This is a genomic window from Cronobacter dublinensis subsp. dublinensis LMG 23823 (assembly GCF_001277235.1).
Classification (GTDB): Bacteria; Pseudomonadota; Gammaproteobacteria; order Enterobacterales; family Enterobacteriaceae; genus Cronobacter; species Cronobacter dublinensis.
Map to the genome: position 1 here is coordinate 3,056,452 of NZ_CP012266.1, position 24,185 is coordinate 3,080,636.

Genomic DNA, 24,185 nt, shown 5'->3' on the forward strand with positions numbered 1-24,185 from the left:
TATTCAGAGCAGCCTGGCGCGTTGCGCGCCGAAAAAAGAAAGGGCCGGTAAAACCGGCCCTTGCGTGTAGCGAATGGTCGCGGCGAAAGCGCGACGATTATTCGTCGGCGTCGTCCACCGCGTCGTCATCGACATCGGTTTCCGGCGCGATTTCGTCATCGCCTTCCGCTACGCTGCCGTCGATGGAGTCGAGTTCCTCGTCATCCACCGGCTCGGCTACGCGCTGCAGACCCACCACGTTTTCATCTTCCGCAGTACGGATGAGGATAACGCCCTGGGTGTTACGGCCCACCACGCTGATTTCCGACACGCGCGTACGCACAAGCGTACCGGCGTCGGTGATCATCATGATCTGATCCGCGTCGTCAACCTGCACCGCGCCGACCACCGGGCCATTGCGATCGGTGACTTTAATGGAGATAACCCCTTTGGTCGCGCGCGACTTGGTCGGGTACTCTTCCACCGCGGTACGCTTGCCGTAACCGTTCTGGGTGGCGGTCAGGATAGCGCCTTCGCCGCGCGGCACGATAAGCGACACCACGCTGTCGCCCTCGCCGAGACGAATACCGCGCACGCCGGTGGCGGTACGGCCCATCGGACGCACGGCGTCTTCTTTAAAGCGCACCACTTTGCCCTGCGCGGAGAACAGCATGACTTCGTCTTTACCGGCCGTCAGGTCAACGCCAATCAGCTCATCGCCTTCGTTCAGGTTCACCGCGATGATACCGGCGGTACGCGGACGGCTGAACTCGGTCAGCGCCGTTTTCTTCACGGTCCCGCTGGCGGTCGCCATGAAGACGTTAACGCCCTCTTCGTACTCGCGCACCGGCAGGATAGCGGTGATACGCTCGTTCGCTTCCAGCGGCAGCAGGTTAACGATAGGACGACCGCGCGCGCCACGGCTCGCCTCCGGCAGCTGATAGACTTTCATCCAGTAGAGACGACCACGGCTGGAGAAGCAGAGGATCGTATCGTGGGTGTTAGCCACCAGCAGGCGGTCGATAAAGTCTTCTTCTTTAATACGCGCGGCAGATTTCCCTTTACCGCCGCGGCGCTGCGCTTCGTAATCCGTCAGCGGCTGATACTTCACATAGCCCTGGTGAGACAGGGTGACCACCACATCTTCCTGGTTGATCAGATCTTCAATGTTGATATCAGCGGTATTGGCGGTGATTTCGGTGCGGCGCTCGTCGCCAAACTGATCGCGAATAAGCTCCAGCTCCTCGCGGATCACTTCCATCAGGCGATCGGCGCTGCCGAGAATGTGCAGCAGCTCGGCAATCTGGGTCAGCAGCTCTTTATATTCGTCGAGCAGTTTTTCATGCTCAAGGCCGGTGAGCTTTTGCAGACGCAGGTCGAGGATCGCCTGGGCCTGTTGCTCGGTCAGCCAGTATTTACCGTCGCGAATACCGAATTCCGGCTCCAGCCACTCCGGACGCGCGGCGTCATCGCCCGCGCCTTCCAGCATCGCTTTCACGTTGCCGAGATCCCACGCCTGCGCGATCAGGCCCGCTTTTGCTTCCGCCGGCGTCGGGGCGCGACGAATCAGTTCAATGATCGGGTCGATGTTCGCAAGCGCAATGGCCAGCGCTTCCAGAATATGCGCGCGATCGCGCGCTTTGCGCAGTTCGAAAATGGTACGACGGGTCACCACTTCACGGCGGTGGCGAACAAACGCCGCCAGAATATCTTTCAGCGGCATGATCTTCGGCTGGCCATGGTGCAATGCCACCATGTTGATGCCGAACGAGACCTGAAGCTGCGTCTGGGAGTACAGGTTATTGAGCACCACTTCGCCAACGGCGTCGCGTTTGATCTCAATAACGATACGCATACCGTCTTTGTCAGACTCATCGCGCAGCGCGCTGATGCCTTCGACGCGTTTGTCTTTCACCAGCTCGGCGATTTTCTCGATCAGGCGCGCTTTGTTCACCTGATACGGAATTTCGTGCACGATGATGGTTTCGCGGCCGTTTTTCGGATCGACTTCTACTTCCGCGCGCGCGCGAATATAGATTTTACCGCGACCGGTGCGATACGCCTCTTCAATGCCGCGACGGCCGTTGATGATAGCGGCGGTCGGGAAATCCGGGCCAGGGATATGCTCCATCAGCCCTTCGATGCTGATGTCTTCATCATCGATATAGGCGAGGCAGCCGTTAATCACTTCCGTCAGGTTATGCGGCGGAATGTTAGTGGCCATCCCGACCGCGATGCCGGAAGCCCCGTTCACCAGCAGGTTCGGGATTTTGGTCGGCATGACGTCAGGGATTTTTTCCGTGCCGTCGTAGTTATCTACAAAATCAACGGTTTCTTTATCGAGGTCGGCCATCAGTTCATGGGCGATCTTCGCCAGACGGATTTCCGTATAACGCATCGCCGCGGCGGAGTCGCCGTCGATAGAACCGAAGTTGCCCTGACCATCCACCAGCGTGTAGCGCAGCGAGAACGGCTGGGCCATACGCACGATGGTATCGTAAACGGCGGAATCACCGTGGGGATGGTATTTACCGATTACGTCACCAACGACACGGGCGGATTTTTTGTAGGCTTTATTCCAGTCATTGCCCAACACGTTCATGGCGTAAAGTACGCGACGGTGTACCGGTTTGAGGCCATCTCGGACATCCGGAAGCGCGCGGCCGACAATAACCGACATCGCATAATCCAGATAGGAGTTCTTTAACTCTTCCTCAATGTTGACCGGTGTAATTTCTCTGGCAAGGTCGCTCATCTGACCGTTATCCCTCTACTGTGTCCCGGATTCAAAGGTCGCAAATTATAACACAGCCGCGGCCTGTTCGGTAAACCGAATAGCCCCGTCAGGCCGCTTTATTCCCCACTGACGCCTGTTATACTCGACGCTCTTGCGAAGAAAGGAGTAGAGGCGTCAATGAATGCTGAAAAACCACCCGTTGCGCACAACGTAGACTTAGAAGAAATCGCCAAATTTGAAGCTGTCGCTTCGCGCTGGTGGGACAGTGAAGGGGAGTTTAAACCGCTGCACCGCATTAACCCGCTGCGTCTGGGCTATATCGCCGAACGTGCAGGCGGGCTGTTCGGGAAAAAGGTGCTGGATGTCGGTTGCGGTGGCGGCATTCTCTCGGAAAGCATGGCCCGCGAAGGGGCGAACGTCACGGGGCTCGATATGGGCGCCGAGCCGCTCGCGGTGGCGCGTCTGCACGCCATTGAAAGCGGCGTAGAGCTGGAATATGTCCAGCGCACGGTAGAAGAGCACGCGGCGCAGCATCCGGGCGCTTATGACGTGGTGACCTGCATGGAGATGCTGGAGCACGTGCCGGACCCGCGCTCGGTGGTACAGGCCTGTGCAAAACTCGTGAAGCCCGGCGGCCACGTCTTTTTCTCCACGCTCAACCGCAACGCCAAAGCCTGGCTCATGGCGGTGGTCGGCGCGGAGTATGTGCTGCGCATGGTGCCCAAAGGCACCCACGACGCCAAAAAGTTTATCCGTCCGTCCGAACTGCTGGGCTGGGTCGACGAAACGCCGCTGCAGGAGCGTCACATTATCGGTCTGCACTATAACCCGCTGACCAACACGTTTAAGCTCGCGCCAGGCGTGGATGTTAATTACATGTTGCATACACAGGCTAAAAACCCTGCCTGATATAAGCTTTTGGTATTAAAAATTGCGCAACGTTCTGTTGCGCAATTTCTTTCCTGCCCAGGAAATCAGCGTTCGATCAAATTTTCATTTTTTTTCCTGCCGCCTTGACAAGGCCTCAAGCCCTTATGCGATGAGGACTTACTTAATTTCAGAATTTTGCAAACGCAAATTAACATCGAAATCAAGCCTTGTTCTCAAAAGAATCCAGACTAGAATACTCACCATATAGCGTTTCACTTATCTCAAACCCCCTACATATAGTATTTATCCACAAGTTAGTCACTTGTGGATAAGCGGGGGATATTTCTATTTTCACGGATTTCACGGACAGGTATTACCCATGAATCAGAGTCTGCTGGTAACAAAACGAGATGGCAGCCAGGAACGCATTAACCTGGATAAAATTCATCGTGTTCTGGACTGGGCTGCGGAAGGTCTGCATAACGTCTCCATCTCGCAGGTAGAGCTGCGTTCGCACATTCAGTTCTACGACGGCATCAAAACCTCCGATATTCATGAGACTATCATCAAGGCGGCGGCGGACCTGATCTCCCGCGAGGCGCCAGATTACCAGTACCTGGCCGCGCGCCTGGCGATTTTCCACCTGCGCAAAAAAGCCTACGGTCAGTTCGAGCCACCGAAGCTTTACGACCACGTCGTGAAGATGGTTGAGCTGGGCAAATATGACCATCACCTGCTGCAGGATTACAGCGAAGAAGAGTTCGCGCAGATGGACGGCTTTATCGACCACTGGCGCGACATGAATTTCTCCTACGCCGCCGTGAAGCAGCTCGAAGGGAAATACCTGGTACAGAACCGCGTGACCGGCGAGATCTACGAAAGCGCGCAGTTCCTCTATATCCTGGTAGCCGCGTGCCTGTTCTCCAACTATCCGCGCGAAACCCGCCTGGATTATGTGAAGCGCTTCTACGACGCGGTTTCTACCTTTAAAATTTCGCTGCCGACGCCGATTATGTCTGGCGTTCGCACCCCGACCCGTCAGTTCAGCTCCTGCGTGCTGATCGAGTGCGGCGACAGCCTGGATTCCATCAACGCGACCTCCAGCGCCATCGTGAAATATGTCTCCCAGCGCGCCGGTATCGGCATCAACGCGGGCCGCATCCGTGCGCTCGGAAGCCCGATTCGCGGCGGCGAAGCGTTCCACACCGGTTGCATCCCGTTCTATAAGCATTTCCAGACCGCAGTGAAATCCTGTTCACAGGGCGGCGTTCGCGGCGGCGCGGCAACCCTCTTCTACCCGATGTGGCACCTGGAAGTGGAAAGCCTGCTGGTGCTGAAAAACAACCGCGGCACCGAAGCGAACCGCGTGCGTCACATGGACTACGGCGTGCAGATCAACAAGCTGATGTATCAGCGTCTGCTGAAAGGCGAAGACATCACCCTCTTCAGCCCGTCCGACGTGCCCGGCCTGTACGACGCGTTCTTTGCCGACCAGGACGAGTTTGAGCGTCTCTACACCCGCTACGAGCAGGACGAGAGCATTCGCAAGCAGCGCATTAAAGCGTCTGAGCTGTTCTCCCTGATGATGCAGGAGCGCGCCTCCACGGGCCGTATCTACATCCAGAACGTGGACCACTGCAACACCCACAGCCCGTTCGATCCGGTCGTGGCACCGGTGCGCCAGTCCAACCTGTGCCTGGAGATCGCGCTGCCGACCAAACCGCTGGAAGACGTTAACGACGAAAACGGCGAAATCGCGCTCTGCACCCTCTCCGCGTTCAACCTGGGCGCCATCGAGAACCTGGACGAGCTCGAAGAACTGGCTATCCTCGCCGTGCGTGCGCTGGATGCCCTGCTGGATTATCAGGATTACCCGATCCCGGCGGCGAAACGCGGCGCAATGGGCCGTCGTACTCTCGGCATCGGCGTGATCAACTTCGCGTACTACCTGGCGAAGCACGGCGTGCGTTACTCCAACGGCAGCGCCAACAATCTGACGCACAAAACGTTCGAAGCAATTCAGTACTACCTGCTGAAAGCCTCTAACGAGCTGGCGAAAGAGCAAGGCGCGTGCCCGTGGTTCAATGAAACCACCTACAGCAAAGGCATCCTGCCGATCGATACGTACAAGAAAGATCTGGACGCGATTGCTAACGAGCCGCTGCATTACGACTGGGAAACCCTGCGTGAATCTATCAAGACGCACGGCCTGCGTAACTCCACGCTCTCTGCCCTGATGCCGTCCGAGACCTCGTCGCAGATCTCTAACGCCACCAACGGCATCGAGCCGCCGCGCGGTCACATCAGCATTAAAGCGTCGAAAGACGGTATCCTGCGTCAGGTCGTGCCGGATTACGAACAGCTGAAAGATCAGTACGAGCTGCTGTGGGAGATGCCGGGTAACGACGGTTATCTGCAACTGGTGGGCATCATGCAGAAATTCATCGACCAGTCGATTTCTGCGAACACCAACTACGATCCGACGCGCTTCCCGTCCGGCAAAGTGCCGATGCAGCAGCTGCTGAAAGACCTGCTGACGGCGTATAAGCTCGGCGTGAAGACGCTGTACTATCAGAACACCCGCGACGGCGCGGAAGACGCCCAGGATGACCTGGCGCCATCCATTCAGGATGACGGCTGCGAAAGCGGCGCATGTAAGATTTAAACGCAGGGCGGGGAAACCCGCCCTCTTGTTGTGAAGGTCGTAGGGTGGGTAAGCGAAGCGCATCCATCCTTTACCGCCGAACCATCAACAGCCGATCCGTTGGCCGTAGGGTGGGTAAGCAAAGCGCCACTCACCATTAACAGCCAATATTGTTTGCAGACAGGATTTACGTCATGGCCTACACCACATTTTCACAGACGAAAAACGACCAGCTTCTCGAACCCATGTTCTTTGGCCAACCGGTCAACGTGGCGCGTTACGATCAACAAAAATATGAAATTTTCGAAAAGCTCATCGAAAAGCAGCTGTCGTTTTTCTGGCGTCCTGAAGAAGTGGACGTTTCCCGCGACCGCATCGATTTCCAGGCGCTGCCGGATCATGAAAAACACATTTTCATCAGCAACCTGAAATACCAGACGCTGCTCGACTCCATTCAGGGCCGTAGCCCGAACGTGGCGCTGCTGCCGCTGATCTCAATCCCGGAACTGGAAACCTGGGTCGAAACCTGGGCGTTTTCCGAGACCATCCATTCGCGCTCGTACACCCACATCATCCGCAACATCGTTAACGATCCGGCGGTAGTATTTGACGATATCGTCACCAACGAGCAGATCTTAAAGCGCGCCGAAGGCATCTCGCACTATTACGATGACCTGATCGAGATGACCAGCTACTGGCATCTGCTGGGCGAAGGCACCCACAGCGTCAACGGCAAAACCGTGACCGTGAACCTGCATGAACTCAAGAAAAAGCTCTACCTGTGCCTGATGAGCGTCAACGCGCTGGAAGCGATCCGCTTCTACGTCAGCTTCGCCTGCTCCTTCGCCTTCGCCGAGCGCGAACTGATGGAAGGCAACGCTAAAATCATTCGCCTTATCGCCCGCGACGAAGCGCTGCACCTGACCGGCACCCAGCATATGCTGAACCTGATGCGCAGCGGCGAAGACGACCCGGAAATGGCGGTGATTGCCGAAGAGTGCAAACAGGAGTGTTACGATCTGTTCGTGCTGGCCGCGCAGCAGGAGAAAGAGTGGGCGGAATACCTCTTCCAGGGCGGTTCGATGATCGGCCTGAACAAAGACATTCTCTGCCAGTACGTCGAGTACATCACCAACATCCGCATGCAGGCGGTGGGCCTGGATCTGCCGTTCAAAACCCGTTCCAACCCCATTCCGTGGATCAACACCTGGCTTGTGTCCGATAACGTACAGGTAGCGCCGCAGGAAGTGGAAGTGAGCTCTTATCTGGTTGGCCAGATAGACTCGGAAATCGACCACGACGACCTGAGCAGCTTCCAGCTCTGATATGGGTCGTATTACGCTTCGCGTGACGGGCACCGAACTGTTGTGCCCGGACGAGCACCCTTCTCTGCTGGTGGCCCTGGAGTCGCACGCGGTGACGGTGGAATACCAGTGCCGCGAAGGCTATTGCGGCTCCTGCCGCTGTAAGCTGGTCGCGGGCCAGGTACAGTGGCTGACTAAACCGCTGGCGTTTATTCAGGAAGGCGAGATTTTGCCCTGCTGCTGTAAACCGCAGGGCGATATTGAAATAGAGATGTAAACGTCCTTTTCCCCCTCTCCCTGTGGGAGAGGGTCAGGGTGACGCATCAGGCCGCCACCCGACCGACAAAACCTACTTCCGGTGAATAAACTCAACGGCTTTATCCGGGAAATCGGTAAACAGCCCGTCCACATCCGCCTGGTTATACAGCACGTCGTAAAGCTGATTGACGTTGGTAGCGTAATCCGGCAACTGGTCGGCGCGCACCGTATACGGGTGCACCTGCAAATGGCTGTCGTGCGCCTCTTTCGCCATCGCGGTCAGCGTCACCTTCTCTTTGGTTGAGCCCTCCGCCACCAGCATATGATAATCCGGCCCGATACCGTCGGCGTACTGCGCTATCTGCTTCATCGCACCCGGCTTAAACATCCAGTCGTAGCTGTAGTTTACCCATTTGCCGTCCGGCTGTTTCTGCTGGGTTTCGTTCCAGTCGGTGTAGGCGATAAGCTGCACCAGCTTCAGATCCATCTTAAGCTTCGGCTCCAGCTCGGTCTTAATACGCTTAAGCTCGTTGGCGTCAAAGCACTGCAGATAAACCTTGTCCTGCTTCGTGGTGTAGCCATACTTTTTCAGGGTTTCCAGCGTCTTCGCGGCGATGTCCTTGCCTTCCTGATGATGGAACCACGGCGCTTTGATCTCAGGATAAATGCCGATGTTTTTGCCGGTGGAGTGATTAAGCCCCTGCACAAACTCGATCTCTTCCTCGAAGGTATGCACCCGGAAGTCAGATTTGCCCATCGGGAAGCGGCCAGGGAACGTCTGCACTTTTTTGCCGTTGTCGAGCTCAAAACCTTCGGTAAACCTCAGTGATTTGATCTCCGCGAGCGTAAAGTCGATGGCGTAATAGCGGCCATCTTTGCGCGCGCGGTCCGGGAATCGCTCCGCGACATCGGTCACGCGATCCAGATAGTGATCATGCAGCACCACCAGCTGGTCGTCTTTGGTCATCACCAGATCCTGCTCCAGGTAATCGGCGCCCTGCGCATACGCCATCGCTTTCGCAGGCAACGTATGCTCAGGCAGATACCCGCTGGCCCCGCGATGGGCAATAACCAGCTTATCCGCCGCCAGCGCGTTTGCCGACATTACGCCTATCGCCAGCGCCGCCAGCGTCATTCTCAGTTTCATCGGTGCTCCTTATCCGCGTTTTGCCTGCGTTTCATGGTGATGCTTATGCTCACCCACCATCACGATAATCAGCAGCAGGACCGCCAGAATGCTGCCGCCAATCATCACCATAAAGCCGCCGTCCCAGCCGAAGAAATCGACGGTGTAACCCACGATAGCGCTCGCCGCGACGGAACCGCCGAGATAGCCAAACAAGCCGGTAAAGCCCGCCGCCGTTCCCGCCGCCTTTTTCGGCGCCAGCTCCAGCGCATGCAGGCCAATCAGCATTACAGGGCCGTAAATCAGAAAGCCGATGACAATCATGCACGCCATGTCGATATGCGGATTGCCCGGCGGGTTGAGCCAGTAAACGACGGTCGCGATAGTCACCAGCGTCATAAAGAACACGCCAGTCGCGCCGCGGTTGCCGCGGAACACTTTGTCCGACATCCAGCCGCAAAGCAGCGTGCCGGGGATGCCTGCATATTCATAGAAGAAATAGGCCCAGGAGGACTTATCCAGCGCGAAATGCTTCACCTCTTTTAAGTAGGTGGGCGACCAGTCGAGGATGCCGTAGCGCAGCAGATACACGAACACGTTCGCCACCGCGATGTACCACAGCAGCTTATTCGGCAGCACGTACTGCATAAAAATCTGCTTCGCTGTCAGCTCTTCTTCGTGCTTCTCGTTATAGTCGTCCGGGTAATCGTTTTTATACGCTTCGATGGGCGGCAGCCCGCAGGACTGCGGCGTATCGCGCATCAGGGCAAACGCGATGATCGCGACCAGAATCGCCGCGAAGGCAGGCATATACAGCGCGGCGTGCCAGTCGTTAAACCACGCCATGCCGAGCAGGAACAGCAGCGGCGGAATGCCGCCGCCCACGTTATGGGCACAGTTCCACACGGACACAATCCTGCCGCGCTCTTTCTGCGACCACCAGTGCACCATCGTGCGCCCGCACGGCGGCCATCCCATGCCCTGGAACCAGCCGCACATAAACAGCAGCACAAACATCACCATGATGCTGGAGGTCGCCCACGGCACGAAGCCCATAAACAGCATCACTGCCGCCGCGAGGATCAGGCCCGCCGGCAGAAAGACGCGCGGATTTGAGCGGTCAGAGACCGAACCCATGATGAATTTCGAAAATCCATAAGCGATGGAAATACCAGAAAGCGCAAAACCGAGATCGCCGCGCGAGAAGCCCTGCTCCACCAGATACGGCATCGCCAAGGCAAAGTTTTTACGTACCAGATAGTAAGCGGCATAGCCGAAGAAAATCCCCATAAAAATCTGCCAGCGCAGGCGACGATAGAGAGGATCTACCTCGCCGTCAGGCAGCCTTGCGCGATGCGGGGCGGGTTTAAAAATACTTAACATCACTGTCTCCTGCTTATTAGGTATCGAACTATTCGTTTTGCTTATGTTTCCCTTGCGAGCGTGATAGTAGGCAAAAAGGATTATTTATGCTGTGAAACATCGCACAATTTGTTACGGATTTATGACAATCGAACACAAAAGCGCATGGTGGTGGGTTAGATTTTTCGATTTATGCGCGTTTACTTTCGTTTAAGGCCAAAAACAGTAGGGAGATGCACCAGGCAGGTGCGGCGGAGATAAAAGGAAAATAACGGCCCGGAGGAGGTACAAGAGGAAGGACAGAAAAGAACGCGGGCGCGCGGCACTGTCGCCCGCGCCCGGCGTGCCGTCAGACGGTCAGCGTATCGACCACCTGCACCCAGCCCTGGCTTGCGGTCACGGCCTGGCCGTTCAGCCAGCGGCGCACCAGCGTCAGCGCCATCATCGCGCAGATCTCCTGGCGAATCCGCCGCGCGTAGCGGCTGGCGTTAAAGCGCAAACGCACGGCATGCGTGTCCTGCGGCGTGGTCAGCGCGATATTGATCTCATCGTCTTCAACGCTTGCGATACTCAGCGCCAAATCCGCGAGATGCCGACGGCAGCGCTCCACGTTCCAGTGCGCGGTCTGCGCCAGCGTTTCGACCTGGGCGGGCAGCACTTCGCTCGCCAGCAGCGGCGCGTCGGCATCCGTGAGCTGCAGCGCCAGCAGGCCCGCGGTGAACTGCTCGCTCAGGGTAATGCTGAGCTGCTGCTCGCGCAGGCAGCGGGCAATCTGGGCAGGCAGCGTTTCAGTGCCTTCAAAAATCAGGCTGTCGCCTGCCACCTCGCGAACGTGCGGCCAGATAGCCTCCATCTCAACACGGCGGGAAGCCGGGCCGGTGAGCTTAAGCTCGATAATCGGCGTTGAGGAGCGGTAGCCCATCACGACATCCGGCGGCAGCGTCAGGGTGTCGAGCTGTGCGGCGAGATCGCTTTCGGAGCGCCCGAACGTGGTGAGACGCAGGCAGAGCGGCGGCTCGGGGAACGTAAAGCGCTCGCGCAGGCGCGGCAGGATCTCATGCTCCACCATCCGCTTAAATTCCGACGGTACGCCGGGCGTGAAGAAAATCAGACAGCGGTTGAGCTTAATGGCGAACCCGCAGGCGGTGCCGACCGGGTTGTCGATCATTTCGCTGCCCGCCGGCAGCAGCGCCTGTTTGCGGTTGCTCGCCGCCATCAGCCGCCCGCGCGCCGTGAAAAACCGCTCCATTGTCGCAAGCCAGCCTTCGTGCAGCTCAAGCTCCACGCCCAACGCGCGCGCCGCCGCTTCGGCGCTCAGATCGTCGCTGGTCGGCCCCAGGCCGCCGTTAACGATAAGAATATCGGCGTGCTGGCTGCGCTCGGTCAGCGCCGCCACCAGCGATTCCAGGCTGTCGCCTACCGTGTTGCGCCGGGTGAGCGGCAGTCCCTGTTCAAAAAACAGCGTGGCAAGCCAGGCGGCGTTGGTATCGACAATCTGACCGTGCAGCACTTCGTCGCCGGTCGAGAGCATTTCTGTCTGTAGCATTATTTTCTCCGCGTGAAGGGAAGCCTTTACTATAGCGCGCAGAGGAAGGAAGGAGGAAAAAAACAGGCGCAGCGGTGGCCGCGCCCGAAAAATCAGAAGCCTGCGCTCACGCCGAGGTACGGGCCGTCAGCCACTTTGCTGTCGCGATCGCCGTCTTTACCGGTCATGTTGATGTAGCGGTAACCCGCTTCAACGCTGAGCGGACGGAACAGCGAGAAACGCGCGCCCGCGCTCGCTTCCTGGTAATCATTAACGCCGCTGGAGAGCGAATCCGGCGAGTAGTAGTAGTCGCCGAACAGCGAAACGCGCTGCGCGATATCCCAGCGCACGCCGCCGCCAACCGCCGCCGCGTAGCCTTCATCCCCTTCGTTCGGGTTGAGGTAAATCGCCTTCACGCCCGGCGTGACCATAAACGGCCCCAGCGGCATGTTGAAGCCCAGGCCGACGCCGACGATATCGCCGTGATCGTCGTTATGTGCCCAGTTGCCGGTCAGCTGCAGGCCGCTGCTTTCGGTGCCAAAACCGGCGCCCAGATTGGTGTAATGCTCACCGACCGCGCCATTCACGCTGATAGCGCTGGCCTGCGTGGCGGCCAGCAGCAGGCCGGCCATTGCTAAACGAAGTGTGTTTTTCATTCCATGTATCTCAAAAAAAAGAAAAAAGGACCCTGTAAACGTAACGCGGCATTGTACCTGTATCCGGCCTGCGATCAATGCGGGCCGCCCCGCGCGCCGCGCCGGGCGGTAAAAAAGAGAAAACGCCTATGCTGAAAAGCATTAAACGCCGCTTTGGGCGGGCGGCGAGGAATGAAGCGGCAGCCGGACGCGGACCAGCAGCCCGCCGAGCCTGTCGCCGTTAAGGAGTTCGGCGCGGGTGCGATGCCAGCGGGCGATATCATTCACCAGCGCCAGCCCGAGCCCGGCGCCAGGGTGTATACCGGCGTTATCGAGACGGCGAAACGGCGTCAGCGCCTGATCGCGCTGCGCGGCGTCGATGCCGGGCCCGCTGTCTTCCACATCAAGCATCGCCTCACCCGCCGCGACGCAGACGCGCACCGTCACCACGCCGCCCGCAGGCGTATATTTCAGCGCATTATCGAGCAGATTGGCGCACAGCTCCGCCAGCAACAGCGGCTCGGCAGCCACCCACACCGGCCCCTCCTCGCCTTCATAACCGAGATCCACCGGTTTGCTGCGCGCCTGCGGCAGGCGCGAGAAACAGCTCTCACGCGCGGCCGCCACCAGATCCACCACGCCGAGCGCGCGCGTCTCGCCCGGCTCTGCCCGGCGCAATGTTGCCAGTTGCAGCAGCCGTTCCGTCAGGGTGATGGTCTGATCGAGCGTCGCGCTCATGGCCTGTAAGCTCTCGCGCCACTGGGCCGGGTCGTCGCTTGCCAGCGCCACCGCCGCCTGGGTTTTCAGCACCGTGAGCGGCGTTTTTAACTGATGAGAGGCATCGGCGCTAAAGCGCTCCTGGCGGGCAATCAGCGCGCGCAGACGGCTGATATAGCGGTTAAAAGCGACAATCAGCAGCCGCGTTTCCGACCACGGCAGCAGATCCGGCAGCGGCGTCAGCTCGCCGGGCGAGCGCCTGACCATCAGGCGCGACAGCTTGCGCATCGGCTTAAGAACCCGGCGCAGCAGCAGCCCGGCGAGCACCAGCGTCATCAGTACCAGTCCTCCCTGGGTCAGCGCCGAAGAGATGAGCAGCTGGCGCGCCAGCAGATGACGCGACTGCAACGTCTCGGCGACGTAAATCTCCGCCATGCCGTTGATGCCGTCCTCGTTAACCGGCTGCAGCAGCCGCGCCACGCGCAGCCGCTGGCCCTGATAGGTAGCGTGATAAAACCACGCCAGCGCCGGGTAAAGCTCGGTGCGCGCCACGCCGCGCGGCATCGCCGGGAGATCGTCATAGCCGGAGATAACCCGCCCGTGGGTATCCTGCACTTTGTAGAAGAGACGGTCGTTCATGTTGCGCTCGACGCTGTCGAGCACCGCCCAGGGCACCTCCGCCTGCAACTCGCCGTGATGCACATTAAGGCGCTCGGCCACGATACGCGCCGAGGCCAGCAGTGTACGGTCATACGCCTGGGTTGCGGCATTCAGCGCGCTGACATAACTGTTTAACGCGGAAAACGCCCACAGCAGCAGGAGCGGCAGGCCGAGAAACAGCAGCAATTTGCCGAGCAGGGATTCAGGGCGCAACCAGCTCATCGCTGCACTCCAGCACATAGCCCAGGCCGCGCAGCGTGGTGATTTGGACGTTGCTCGCCAGCAGTTTTTTACGCAGCCGGTGAATGTAAATCTCGATGCTCTCAGGGCTGACGTCATCGCTCAGGCTGAACACCTGTTCGAAGAGCTGCTGGCGCGACACCGGACGGCGGCGGCGGAACATCAGCACGGTGAGCAGCGCATGCTCGCGCGGCGTCAGTGCCAGCGGCTTGCCCTGTAACTCAAAATAGCCCGCGTCGTGGAATATCAGCTCGCCTAAGCGCTGCGCCTCCTGCACCTGCCCTTCGCTGCGCCGCACCAGCGCGCGCAGCCGCGCCTCCAGCTCGCTCAGCTCAAAGGGCTTCGGCAGGTAGTCGTCCGCGCCCTCGTTAAGCCCTTTTACCCGGTCGGCCACGCTCCCGTGTGCGGTGAGCAGCAGCACCGGTACCGCCTGGCCGCGACGGCGCAGGCGCGCCAGCACCTCCAGCCCGTTCAGGCGCGGCATTTCGATATCCAGCACCGCCACGGCGTAGCTTTCGTTTTGCAGCAGATGGTCCGCCGCCAGCCCGTCGCCGACACAATCCACGGCAAAGCCGGTATTCGTCAGCGCTTTCTCCAGCCAGTGAGCCAGCTCACGATTATCTTCCGCTAATAAGAGACGCATATCACATCCGGTAAAGTTTCTGTCGCGATGAAAGGAAACTGAAAGGCTTTAGTTTTAACAATCACGCAACCGACACGCTACAAAGCAGTTCACATAATCAGAAACATCACGGCTGTCATGCATGAGGATGAAAATGAAAACATCGCTTCTCTCTACCCTGTTAGCAACGTCTCTGGCTTTCACCTTTACCACCGCCCACGCCGCGGAAGCGCCGTCACGCCCGGAATGCATCGCGCCTGCGAAGCCCGGCGGCGGATTTGATTTAACCTGCAAGCTCATCCAGGTGAGCCTGCAGGAGACCGGCGCGCTGGAAAAACCGATGCGCGTGACATACATGCCCGGCGGCGTCGGCGCGGTGGCCTATAACGCTATCGTCGCCCAGCGCCCCGGCGAGCCAGGCACCGTGGTGGCGTTCTCCGGCGGCTCGCTGCTGAACCTCTCGCAAGGCAAGTTTGGCCGCTACAACGTTGACGACGTGCGCTGGCTTGCGAGCGTCGGCACCGACTACGGGATGATAGCGGTACGCGCCGACTCGCCCTGGAAAACGCTCGGCGACCTGATGAAAGCGCTGGAGAAAGATCCCAACAGCGTCGTGTTTGGCGCGGGCGCGTCCATCGGCAGCCAGGACTGGATGAAAACCGCGCTGCTGGCCCAGAAGGCGGGCGTCGACCCACACAAAATGCGCTACGTGGCGTTTGAGGGCGGCGGCGAGCCGGTGACCGCGCTGATGGGCAATCATGTGCAGGCAGTGTCGGGCGATCTGAGCGAAATGGTGCCCTACCTGACCGGCAATAAACTGCGGGTACTGGCCGTCTTTGCCAATGAGCGCCTGCCCGGCCAGCTCGCCCAGGTGCCGACCGCCAAAGAACAGGGCTACGACCTGGTATGGCCTATCATTCGCGGTTTTTATGTCGGCCCGAAAGTCAGTGACGCCGATTATCAGTGGTGGGTACAGACCTTCGAAAAACTCCAGCAGACCGGGGAATTCAAAAAGCAGCGCGACCTGCGCGGCCTGTTTGAATTTAACCTGACCGGCAAAGCGCTGGATGAGTATGTGAAAAACCAGGTCAACGACTACCGCGAAAAAGCCAAAGCCTTTGGGCTTGCGAAATAGCGAAGGAGGCTGTGATGAGCGATCGCATTTTTGCCGGGATCTGGCTGCTGCTGTGTATCGGCGGGCTGTTTGTCGCCTGGCAGATCCACAGCGAGTACGCCTATGAGCCGGTCGGGCCGCGCCCCTTTCCGGTGGGCATTATCGCCCTGATGCTGCTCTGTTCGGTGCTATTGCTGTTGCGCCGCCCGGATGTGGTGGAGTGGCCGCATCACGCGGTGCTGCAGCGGCTGGTGGTGATGGTGATTATTCTGCTGCTCTACGCCTGGGGCTTTGAATGGCTGGGCTTTCCGCTCGCGACTGCGCTGCTGACGGCGGTGATTGGCATGCTATTCGGCGCGCGGCTTCCGGCGGCGCTCGCCTCCGGCGTGGTGATGGGCGGCGCGCTCTGGTTCGCTTTCGATCGCCTGCTTGACGTGACGCTGCCTCTCGGGGCCTGGCTTAATTAACGGGGGCTTTTATGGATACCTGGCTTTATCTTTCGCAGGGCTTCGCCGTCGCGCTGACGCCCACCAATTTGCTGATTGCGCTGATCGGCTGTTTTGTCGGCACTATCGTCGGTCTGCTGCCGGGCCTCGGGCCGATTAACGGCGTCGCTATTCTGCTGCCGCTTGCGTTCGCCATTCATTTGCCGGCAGAGTCGGCGCTGATCCTGCTCGCGACCGTTTACATCGGCTGCGAATATGGCGGGCGCATCTCGTCGATTCTGCTCAACGTGCCAGGGGATGCCGCCGCGATCATGACCGCGCTGGACGGCTATCCGATGGCGCAACAGGGGCGCGGCGGCGTGGCGCTGTCGATTTCCGCGGTTAGCTCGTTCGTGGGCTCGTTTATCGCCATCGGCGGCATCATTCTGTTCGCACCTGTGCTCGCCGAGTGGTCGCTGGCGTTCGGCCCGGCGGAATATTTCGCGCTGATGGTATTCGCTATCGCCTGTCTTGGCAGCATGATGGCGCAAAACCCGCTGAAATCGTTCCTGGCGGCGTTGATTGGCCTGGGGCTCGCCACGGTGGGCGTCGATGCCAACACCGGCGTCTACCGCTTCACCTTTGACAGCGTGCATCTCTCGGACGGCGTGCAGTTTATCGTGGTAGTGATAGGTCTGTTCTCGGTGTCCGAGATCCTGCTGATGCTGGAGAGCACCAGCAGCGGCCAGACGCTGGTGCGTAAAACCGGGCGTATGCTCTTTAACGCCAAAGAGGCCGCCGCCTGCACTGGCGCGACGCTGCGCTCGTCAGTCATTGGCTTTTTTGTTGGTATCCTGCCTGGCGCAGGCGCGACCATCGCAAGCGCCATCACCTACATGACCGAGAAAAAGCTCGGCGACAAAGACGGTTCCTTTGGTAAGGGCGATATTCGCGGCGTGGCGGCGCCAGAGGCGGCCAACAACGCTTCGGCCTGCGGCTCGTTTATCCCGATGCTGACCCTGGGCGTGCCGGGCTCCGGCACCACGGCGGTGATGATGGGCGCGCTAACGCTCTATAACATCACGCCGGGGCCGGCGATGTTTACCGAACAGCCGGATATCGTCTGGGGGCTTATCGCCGCGCTGCTGATTGCCAATGTGATACTGCTTATTATGAACATTCCGCTGATCGGTCTGTTCACCCGCATGCTGACGATCCCGCTGTGGTTTCTGGTGCCAGCGATCGCGGCGGTCTCGGCGGTCGGCGTCTACGCGGTCCACAGCACGACGTTCGATCTGTTGCTGATGGTGGGTCTCGGCGTGCTGGGCTATATTCTGCGCAAAATGCACTTCCCGATGTCGCCGCTCATTCTGGGCTTCGTGCTGGGCGAAATGCTGGAGCAGAACCTGCGCCGCGCGCTCTCGATAAGCAACGGAGAGCTGGGCATACTCTGGCAGAGCGGCGTGACCAAAACCCTGCTGGTCCTGGCGATACTGGTGATTGCCGTGCCGCCGGTCGTGAAGCGACTGCGCAGACGCCAGCTAAAAACGCAGACCGATCTTCCCTCCTGATGGAATATCTCGCGGGCGGCAACTCACTCGCCGCCCGCGACGGCAGAGATTGTATTTTCACCGCATCTGCCTGATAGTTATCGTTTTCACTTTCAGGTTACCGTTATGACCGCCGCATCTTCCCGTTCGGGGTTAATTGTCGCAGCGCTGGCGCTGCTCCTCATCCTTGTTTATACCGGCATCAGCGCAGGCGACAAACTCACCTGGCTGATGGAAGTGACGCCGGTCATTATCATCGTTCCGCTGTTGCTGGCCACGCACGCGCGCTATCCGTTAACGCCGCTGCTTTATGTGCTGATTTTCTTCCATGCCATCATTTTGATGGTCGGCGGTATGTACACCTACGCGAAAGTGCCTATTGGTTTTGACGTTCAGGCGTGGCTGGATTTGAGCCGCAACCCCTACGACAAGCTGGGACACTTTTTCCAGGGGCTGGTGCCAGCGCTTGCGGCGCGGGAAATTTTGCTGCGCGGCGGCTACGTTCACGGGCGTAAAATGCTCGCCTTCGTGGTCTGCTGTATCGCGCTGGCGATTAGCGCCGTTTACGAGTTGATCGAATGGTGGTCAGCGCTGGCGCTGGGACAAGGCGCGGATGACTTTCTCGGCACCCAGGGCGACCCCTGGGATACCCAGTCGGATATGTTTTGTGCCCTGCTCGGCGCGCTGACCACGGTTTTCGCGCTGGGCCGCTGGCATACGAAGCAGCTACTGAACGTCCAGCGTACCTGACTCAGCGACGGCCTGCTGGTTTACCCAGTCACGTAGCGCCCGGCGGGAAATTTTAATGCCGCCGGTTTTCAGCGTCTCAGGCAGGCGCAGCCAGCGCACCGGCTGCTGAAATCGCGCCAGTTTATCGGCGCACCAGCCTGCCAGCACGGACGGGTCGCAGGCTTCGTCGCACGCCACGACCGCCACCGGGCGCTGGCCAAACTCCGCATCATCCTGCGGCACAATAAACACTTGCTCAACCGACGGATGCGCGCTGATAACCCGCTCCACTTCCTCCGGCTGAATACCTTCTGCGCCGCAAAAAAAGAGATTGTCCTTTCTTCCAAGGAGAGTCAGCCTGCCATCGTCGATTCGGCCGCAATCACGGGTGGCGAACCACCCCTGGTCATTAGTGAGCGGGATTATTTCTCCGTCGCGCCAGTAACCTGCGGCCATACTGTCCGCGCGCAGCCAGACTTCGCCCTCGACTATTTGCAGCTCGCGCCCCGGCAGGGGCCGCCCGACATCGGCGAGGCCATCCGCCTCTTTGGCGCATACCGTGGAGGCAAACTCGGTCAGCCCGTAGCCGCACCAGCAGCGGATACCGCGCGTGCGGGCCTGTTCGGTGAGCTCAACCGGGATCGCCGCGCCGCCCAGCAGCACCGCCCTGAGCGACACGTCAACGCCACTATTAAGCAGACGCCAGAGCTGGGTCGGCACCAGGGAGGCATGCGTGCAGCCGCATAAGGCCTGATCGAGCGGCTGCTTATCGCGTACCGTCAGGCCCGCGCCAGCAGAGAGCCAGCGCCAGAGAATGCCCTGGCCGGAAACGTGAAACAGCGGCAGCGAGAGCAGCCAGTCGTCCTGCGGGGCAAACGGGATCGTCGCGAGCACCCCTTCTGCGCTGGCAAGATGCGCGCGAAAAGTATGCACTGCCGCTTTCGGCAGCCCCGTCGATCCCGAGGTCAGCGTCATGGAAGCGAGACGACGGTCGTGCCAGGGCGCCGCGTGCTCGCCCTGACCAGGCCGCAACGTCAGAGGGTTAAGCCGCACCGGTAGCTCACCGCCGTTCAGCACCAGCGCATGGCGCAGGCTCAGCGTCGGCAGCAGTTCAGCCAGCAGGGGCGCAGGCAGCTGCGGATTCAGCGGCATGACGCGCGCCCCGCACTGCAAGAGAGCAAGCCACGCCAGCAACGCGTCGGGCTGATTATCAGCGCGCAGCAGCACGCCATCGCCTTCGCGCACGCCCTGGGCGTGAAGCCCCGCAGCCTGCGCATCAATGCGCGCGCAGAGTTCACGCCAGCTTAGCCGCCGCGCGTTCAGGCGCAGCGCCTGCGCGTCTCCTCGCTGCCGCCGCCAGTGCCGCCAGGGCCAGTCGCTAAAGATCACAGCAGCGGCTCCAGCGTATCCACGGTCACACACGGCAGCGTGCTGGCAGGCCAACGGCGAACCAGCTGGGCGCGCATGAGGCTCAGCGTGTCCAGACCAGGGATCGTCTGCGGCGTCAGCCAGGCGGCTATTCGCGCCAGCTGCGTCAGGCCGAGGCTTGACTCAATGGATGAACTGATGACCGCCGTCAGGCCCAGCGCGTGAGCCTGTGCTACCTGCTGGCGTACCTTTTGCAGGCTGCCAGTCAACGTCGGTTTAATCACCACGGCGCGCAGACCCGGCTCGGCGGCGAACGTAAAATCCGCCTCGCGCAGGCTCTCATCCCAGGCGATGGCGATGCCGGTTTCGGCGGCGAACGCGCGCGTGTCGTCGCGGGTTTTGCAGGGCTCTTCGATAAAGGCGATGCGTGGACGATGCGCCGGATCCACGTATTTCGCGAACTGCTGCGCTTTCTGCGGCGTCCAGGCGCGGTTGGCGTCAAGACGCAGCGTAAGATCGGGGAGCGCCTCCAGCAGCAGGTTGACCACCATGCCGTCGCGCACCGCCTCGTACAGCCCTACTTTCACCTTGGCGACTTTCTCGCCAGGCAGCCCGTCGAGGCGCGCGAAAAGCTCATCCGGGTCGCTGGTGCAGAGCGGCACCGCGCGATAATCCGCCGCCTGCGGCAGCGTACCGTCAAGCTCCGCCTGGGCGCAGCTCAACCCGAACGCGACGCTGGCGATAGCCGGTAGCGGCGGCGCGTCGCCGCCACGCCACGCCATCAACCAGTCGCGCGCGGCAGGCAGCGCATCCTCCAGCGTCTCGGCGCTGAAGCCCGGCAGCGGCGCTATCTCGCCCCACCCTTCGCACCCGTCGTCAGAGAGGCGCACCAGCAGGCCGTCGCGGGTTTTAAGACGCCGCTCGCGCAGCACCACGCCCGCGTCCATCGGCAGCTGATAACGGTAAAGCTGTGCCGCGCGCATTATGGATTACGCTTGAATTTGCTGAAGTCCGGCTGGCGCTTCTGGTTGAACGCGTTGCGCCCTTCCTGGCCCTCTTCGGTCATGTAGAACAGCATAGTGGCGTTGCCCGCCAGCTCCTGCAGCCCCGCCTGACCGTCGCAGTCGGCATTCAGCGCCGCCTTCAGGCAGCGCAGCGCCATCGGGCTGTTTTGCAGCATTTCGCGACACCAGCGCACGGTTTCGCGCTCCAGTTCCGCCAGCGGCACCACGGTATTGACCAGGCCCATATCGAGCGCCTGTTGGGCGTCATACTGACGGCACAGGAACCAGATTTCGCGGGCCTTTTTCTGCCCGACAATGCGCGCCATGTAAGACGCGCCCCAGCCGCCGTCAAAGGAGCCGACTTTCGGGCCGGTCTGGCCGAAAATGGCATTTTCTGCCGCGATAGTGAGATCGCACATCATATGCAGCACGTGGCCGCCGCCAATCGCGTAGCCCGCCACCATCGCCACGACCGGTTTCGGGCAGGTGCGGATCTGGCGCTGGAAATCGAGCACGTTGAGGTGATGTACGCCGGAGTCGTCCTGATAGCCGCCGTAGTCGCCGCGTACTTTCTGATCGCCCCCCGCGCAAAAGGCTTTTTCGCCTTCGCCGGTGAGGATAATGACGCCGATGTTGTCGTCATACCGCGCATCGGCCAGCGCCTGGATCATCTCCTTGACCGTAAGCGGGCGAAACGCGTTGCGCACCTGCGGACGGTTAATGGTGATTTTCGCGATGCCGTCGGTGGATTTCTGGTAGCGGATATCGGTGTAACCTTCAGAGCAGTCGAGCCATTCGGCGGGCGCGTACAGCGTCGCTTCATCAGGATAAATCATGGGAGTTCTCCGTAGGGGTTCGCAAAATCGCGTTAAGGCAGCGGGCCGTCGCTTGCGGGTTTTCCCGGTGCGCGTTGTGGCCTGCGCCAGTTATCAGATGCAGGGGGACATTGAGCGTGGCGGCGAGCGCGCAAAACTTTGCGTCGCGTTCGCCGCACAGGTAATGAAACGGCACGCGCAGCGCCTGCAGCGGTTCATACAACGGCGGCTGACGGCCCGTGGAAGTGGCGTCGAGCATCGCGGCAAGCGCGACGGGATCGTTGCGCAGGCGCAGCGCTATCAGCGCCTGACGCTGCATATGCGTGAGCGTGGCGAAGACTGGCTGGCGATACCAGTCGTCCAGGACGGCAGCGAACGGTTCGCCGCGTAACCGCTGCGCCCAACGCTGGTCGGCCATCAGACGCGCCTCGCGTTCGTGCGCGTCGCGCAGCCCCGGATGACCGCCTTCCACCACCAGCCCCCGCAAGCCGCGCGTCTCTCCCTGCGTGGCGTGAAACATCGCTATCCGCCCGCCGAGGGAGTAACCCACCAGCCAGTATTTAAGTATGTTGTAACTATTGAGCGTTGCGGTCAGTAATTCGCTGACGTGCGCGAAGCCTGATGCCGTACAGTGCGCCGAGCCGCCGTGGCCCGGCAGATCGATAAACACGTGGTCGTACTGTTCGCAGTCTGCCGCCACCGTCTGCCATTCACGGCGATCGCCAAGAAAGCCATGCAGCCAGACGACCGCGCCGCGCGACGCCGCGCGAGCGGGCAACCAGTGCGCCGCCAGCCGCATCAGGCCCGCACCTGCTGGATGAGACGCTGAAACGCCTGCGCGCCATCGGTGTCCGGGACGCGCAGTTCAATGACGGTCGCAACCGGCGATTGCCAGGCGCGCGTCATCGCCTCCCGCAGCGCCGCAAGGCTTGCAGGCGCCTCATAATGGAGCGAGAACAGAGCCGCCGCGGGCGCGAAACTGACGTTTTGCGGCATGCAGTAATATTTTTCGCGCTCGCGGGCGGGCGTCGGGAGCATGGAGAAAATCTGTCCGCCGTTGTTGTTAACAACCATCAGCACGAAGGGCGCGGGTGTGTCGCGCAGCAGCGCCAGCGCGTTAATGTCATAAAGGGTCGAGAGATCGCCCAGCACCGCAAGCGTTGGCCGCCCGGTGGCGCGCTGTACGCCTGCGGCGGTGGAAATCAGTCCGTCGATGCCGCTCGCGCCACGGTTGCCATAAACCGGATACCCGGCGGGCAGCTGCGCCAGCGCATCGGCCAGCCGCACCGTCAGGCTGTTGCCGAGAAAGAGCTGTCCGTCTGGCGCCAACAGTTCAGGCAGCCGGTGCGCCACCTGCGCTTCGCCCCATTCAGTGAGTTCGCGCGCCACGATACGCTGCGCTCGCGCCGCCAGCCCTTCGAGCGCCTCCGCCCAGGGTATCGACGGCGTTGCCGGATGCTGCGCAAGCCAGGCGGAGATATCCGCCACCAGCCGACGTCCGCGATGGTGCGCCGGATCGAGCCGCCCCGGCAGCGCATCGACAATCCAGTACTCCTGCGGGCGACATTCGCTCTGCCATTGCAGAAGGCGCTTGCCGGTAAGGCTCCCGCCAAACTGCACGACGAGCTGCGCCTGTTCCAGCACGCGCGCGGCCTCCGGATGCGCGAGCCAGAGATCGGCGCACGGCAGCGGCTGGCCGGTTTGCGACAGCACATCGCCTATCAGCGGCCAGCCGAGGCGTTGCGCCCACTGCGCCACCGCCGCGCCTTCCTGCGCGCTAAGCCTGCCTGCCAGCACGACGCCGCGCTGCGCGCGCCAGAAGGACCAGTCCGGCTGCGCGTTAACGGCTCGCTCGTCGGCAAGACGCAGCCAGGGCGTGGCCTCCTGCCACCATTCGCCGGGTGCCTGCTGCCATTCCAGACCGGTCTCATCCAGCTCGCCATACAGCGGCTCCGCGAACGGGCAGTTGATATGCAGCGCGCCCGCGCGCAACGCGCCCATCTTTTCATCGATGGCGCTGATAAGCCAGGCGGCGGGAACAGACGGCGTGGGGCGCGGTAAGTCGAGGGCGGCAGCGGGATGCGAGGCAAAAATTGCCTGCTGGCGAATCGCCTGGTTCGCGCCGCAGTCAATCAGCTCGGGCGGGCGGTCCGCCGTGATCGCCACCAGTTTTTCGCCGGTCAGCCTGGCTTCAATCACCGCCGGATAGAGGTTCGCCACCGCCGTACCGGATGTGACAATCACCGCCACCGGCTCGCCGCTTGCTTTGGCAAGCCCCAGCGCCAGATGGCCCAGGCCGCGCTCATCAAAATGGGTATGCAGGGTAAACGCCGGGTTCTGCGCCGCCGCAAGCGTCAGCGGCGTGGAGCGCGAGCCGGGCGCGATACACAAATGGCGCACGCCGTGGCGGCTCAGCGCTTCGAGGATCACCGCGGCCCAGCGGCGGTTGAAGGTGCTTGTCGACATAAGCTTGTCCGGTATCAATTTAGCCGGTTTATTAT

General features: G+C 60.6%; 20 protein-coding genes. 8 read left to right on the forward strand and 12 right to left on the reverse strand.

Translation table 11 applies throughout. From position 1 onward, the window contains the following. Nucleotides 1-97: 97 nt before the first annotated feature. A complete protein-coding gene (gene gyrA / locus AFK67_RS14020; RefSeq protein WP_038883139.1) occupies nt 98-2,734 on the reverse strand; it encodes a DNA topoisomerase (ATP-hydrolyzing) subunit A in 2,637 nt (878 codons plus the stop codon). A 159-nt stretch (nt 2,735-2,893) separates the two neighbouring features. On the opposite strand from gyrA, the gene ubiG reads away from it, so the two are divergent. The 4 genes from ubiG to yfaE all read left to right on the forward strand — a co-directional run bounded on the left by ubiG (nt 2,894) and on the right by yfaE (nt 7,811). Beyond that, on the forward strand, nt 2,894-3,625 hold the full coding sequence (gene ubiG / locus AFK67_RS14025) for a bifunctional 2-polyprenyl-6-hydroxyphenol methylase/3-demethylubiquinol 3-O-methyltransferase UbiG (RefSeq protein WP_038883136.1): 732 nt from the start codon (nt 2,894-2,896) through the stop codon (nt 3,623-3,625). A gap of 340 nt (nt 3,626-3,965) precedes the next feature. Next, nucleotides 3,966-6,251, forward strand: a complete 2,286-nt coding sequence (nrdA, locus tag AFK67_RS14030; RefSeq protein WP_007716136.1) for a class 1a ribonucleoside-diphosphate reductase subunit alpha — start codon at nt 3,966-3,968, stop codon at nt 6,249-6,251. Nucleotides 6,252-6,424: 173 nt separating this feature from the next. Next, nucleotides 6,425-7,555 carry a class Ia ribonucleoside-diphosphate reductase subunit beta gene (nrdB, locus tag AFK67_RS14035; RefSeq protein WP_007716132.1) on the forward strand — a complete coding sequence of 377 codons (1,131 nt, stop codon included), beginning with the start codon at nt 6,425-6,427 and terminating at the stop codon, nt 7,553-7,555. A gap of 1 nt (nt 7,556) precedes the next feature. Beyond that, the gene (gene yfaE / locus AFK67_RS14040; protein ID WP_007716129.1) at nt 7,557-7,811 is read left to right on the forward strand and encodes a class I ribonucleotide reductase maintenance protein YfaE; all 255 of its coding nucleotides are present in this window, start codon (nt 7,557-7,559) and stop codon (nt 7,809-7,811) included. A gap of 72 nt (nt 7,812-7,883) precedes the next feature. Here yfaE and glpQ read toward each other — a convergent pair whose 3' ends face one another. The 6 genes from glpQ to tctD all read right to left on the reverse strand — a co-directional run bounded on the left by glpQ (nt 7,884) and on the right by tctD (nt 14,700). Next, on the reverse strand, nt 7,884-8,939 hold the full coding sequence (gene glpQ, locus AFK67_RS14045; RefSeq protein ID WP_007716126.1) for a glycerophosphodiester phosphodiesterase: 1,056 nt from the start codon (nt 8,937-8,939) through the stop codon (nt 7,884-7,886). Nucleotides 8,940-8,948: 9 nt separating this feature from the next. Then, nucleotides 8,949-10,301, reverse strand: coding sequence for a glycerol-3-phosphate transporter (gene glpT, locus AFK67_RS14050; protein ID WP_007716124.1), 1,353 nt, complete (start codon nt 10,299-10,301; stop codon nt 8,949-8,951). Between the two features lie 328 nt (nt 10,302-10,629). Beyond that, nucleotides 10,630-11,826 carry a nicotinamide mononucleotide deamidase-related protein YfaY gene (locus AFK67_RS14055; protein WP_007716123.1) on the reverse strand — a complete coding sequence of 399 codons (1,197 nt, stop codon included), beginning with the start codon at nt 11,824-11,826 and terminating at the stop codon, nt 10,630-10,632. A gap of 92 nt (nt 11,827-11,918) precedes the next feature. Further along, a complete protein-coding gene (locus AFK67_RS14060; RefSeq protein WP_032966813.1) occupies nt 11,919-12,461 on the reverse strand; it encodes a YfaZ family outer membrane protein in 543 nt (180 codons plus the stop codon). 141 nt (nt 12,462-12,602) lie between these two features. Beyond that, entirely contained in the window at nt 12,603-14,039 is a 1,437-nt protein-coding gene (locus AFK67_RS14065) for a sensor histidine kinase (RefSeq protein ID WP_007716119.1), read from the reverse strand. Continuing rightward, a complete protein-coding gene (gene tctD, locus AFK67_RS14070; protein ID WP_007716116.1) occupies nt 14,020-14,700 on the reverse strand; it encodes a transcriptional regulator TctD in 681 nt (226 codons plus the stop codon). The genes AFK67_RS14065 and tctD overlap by 20 nt, the downstream gene beginning before the upstream one ends. Nucleotides 14,701-14,833: 133 nt before the next feature. On the opposite strand from tctD, the gene AFK67_RS14075 reads away from it, so the two are divergent. The 4 genes from AFK67_RS14075 (at nt 14,834) to AFK67_RS14090 (ending at nt 18,518) form a co-directional block, all read left to right on the forward strand. Next, nucleotides 14,834-15,814, forward strand: coding sequence for a Bug family tripartite tricarboxylate transporter substrate binding protein (locus AFK67_RS14075; protein WP_032966820.1), 981 nt, complete (start codon nt 14,834-14,836; stop codon nt 15,812-15,814). 14 nt (nt 15,815-15,828) lie between these two features. Continuing rightward, nucleotides 15,829-16,260 (forward strand): tripartite tricarboxylate transporter TctB family protein, encoded by a 432-nt coding sequence (locus AFK67_RS14080; protein WP_007716110.1) that lies wholly within the window; start codon nt 15,829-15,831, stop codon nt 16,258-16,260. An 11-nt stretch (nt 16,261-16,271) separates the two neighbouring features. Beyond that, the gene (locus tag AFK67_RS14085; protein WP_007716107.1) at nt 16,272-17,789 is read left to right on the forward strand and encodes a tripartite tricarboxylate transporter permease; all 1,518 of its coding nucleotides are present in this window, start codon (nt 16,272-16,274) and stop codon (nt 17,787-17,789) included. Nucleotides 17,790-17,894: 105 nt separating this feature from the next. Then, nucleotides 17,895-18,518 carry a DUF2238 domain-containing protein gene (locus AFK67_RS14090; protein WP_038883133.1) on the forward strand — a complete coding sequence of 208 codons (624 nt, stop codon included), beginning with the start codon at nt 17,895-17,897 and terminating at the stop codon, nt 18,516-18,518. On the opposite strand, the gene menE is transcribed toward AFK67_RS14090, so the two are convergent. From menE to menD, 5 genes are read right to left on the reverse strand one after another with little or no spacing between them, the layout of a single operon-like run. Beyond that, entirely contained in the window at nt 18,495-19,886 is a 1,392-nt protein-coding gene (gene menE, locus AFK67_RS14095) for an o-succinylbenzoate--CoA ligase (protein ID WP_007716095.1), read from the reverse strand. The two genes, AFK67_RS14090 and menE, sit on opposite strands and share 24 nt — an antisense overlap. Then, a complete protein-coding gene (menC, locus tag AFK67_RS14100; protein WP_007716093.1) occupies nt 19,883-20,848 on the reverse strand; it encodes an o-succinylbenzoate synthase in 966 nt (321 codons plus the stop codon). Before menC ends, menE begins: the two co-directional genes overlap by 4 nt. Next, on the reverse strand, nt 20,848-21,705 hold the full coding sequence (gene menB / locus AFK67_RS14105) for a 1,4-dihydroxy-2-naphthoyl-CoA synthase (RefSeq protein ID WP_007716089.1): 858 nt from the start codon (nt 21,703-21,705) through the stop codon (nt 20,848-20,850). Before menB ends, menC begins: the two co-directional genes overlap by 1 nt. After that, nucleotides 21,692-22,483, reverse strand: a complete 792-nt coding sequence (gene menH, locus AFK67_RS14110) for a 2-succinyl-6-hydroxy-2,4-cyclohexadiene-1-carboxylate synthase (protein WP_007716086.1) — start codon at nt 22,481-22,483, stop codon at nt 21,692-21,694. Before menH ends, menB begins: the two co-directional genes overlap by 14 nt. Beyond that, nucleotides 22,483-24,150, reverse strand: coding sequence for a 2-succinyl-5-enolpyruvyl-6-hydroxy-3-cyclohexene-1-carboxylic-acid synthase (gene menD, locus AFK67_RS14115; protein WP_007716084.1), 1,668 nt, complete (start codon nt 24,148-24,150; stop codon nt 22,483-22,485). Before menD ends, menH begins: the two co-directional genes overlap by 1 nt. Between the last annotated feature and the right edge of the window lie 35 nt (nt 24,151-24,185).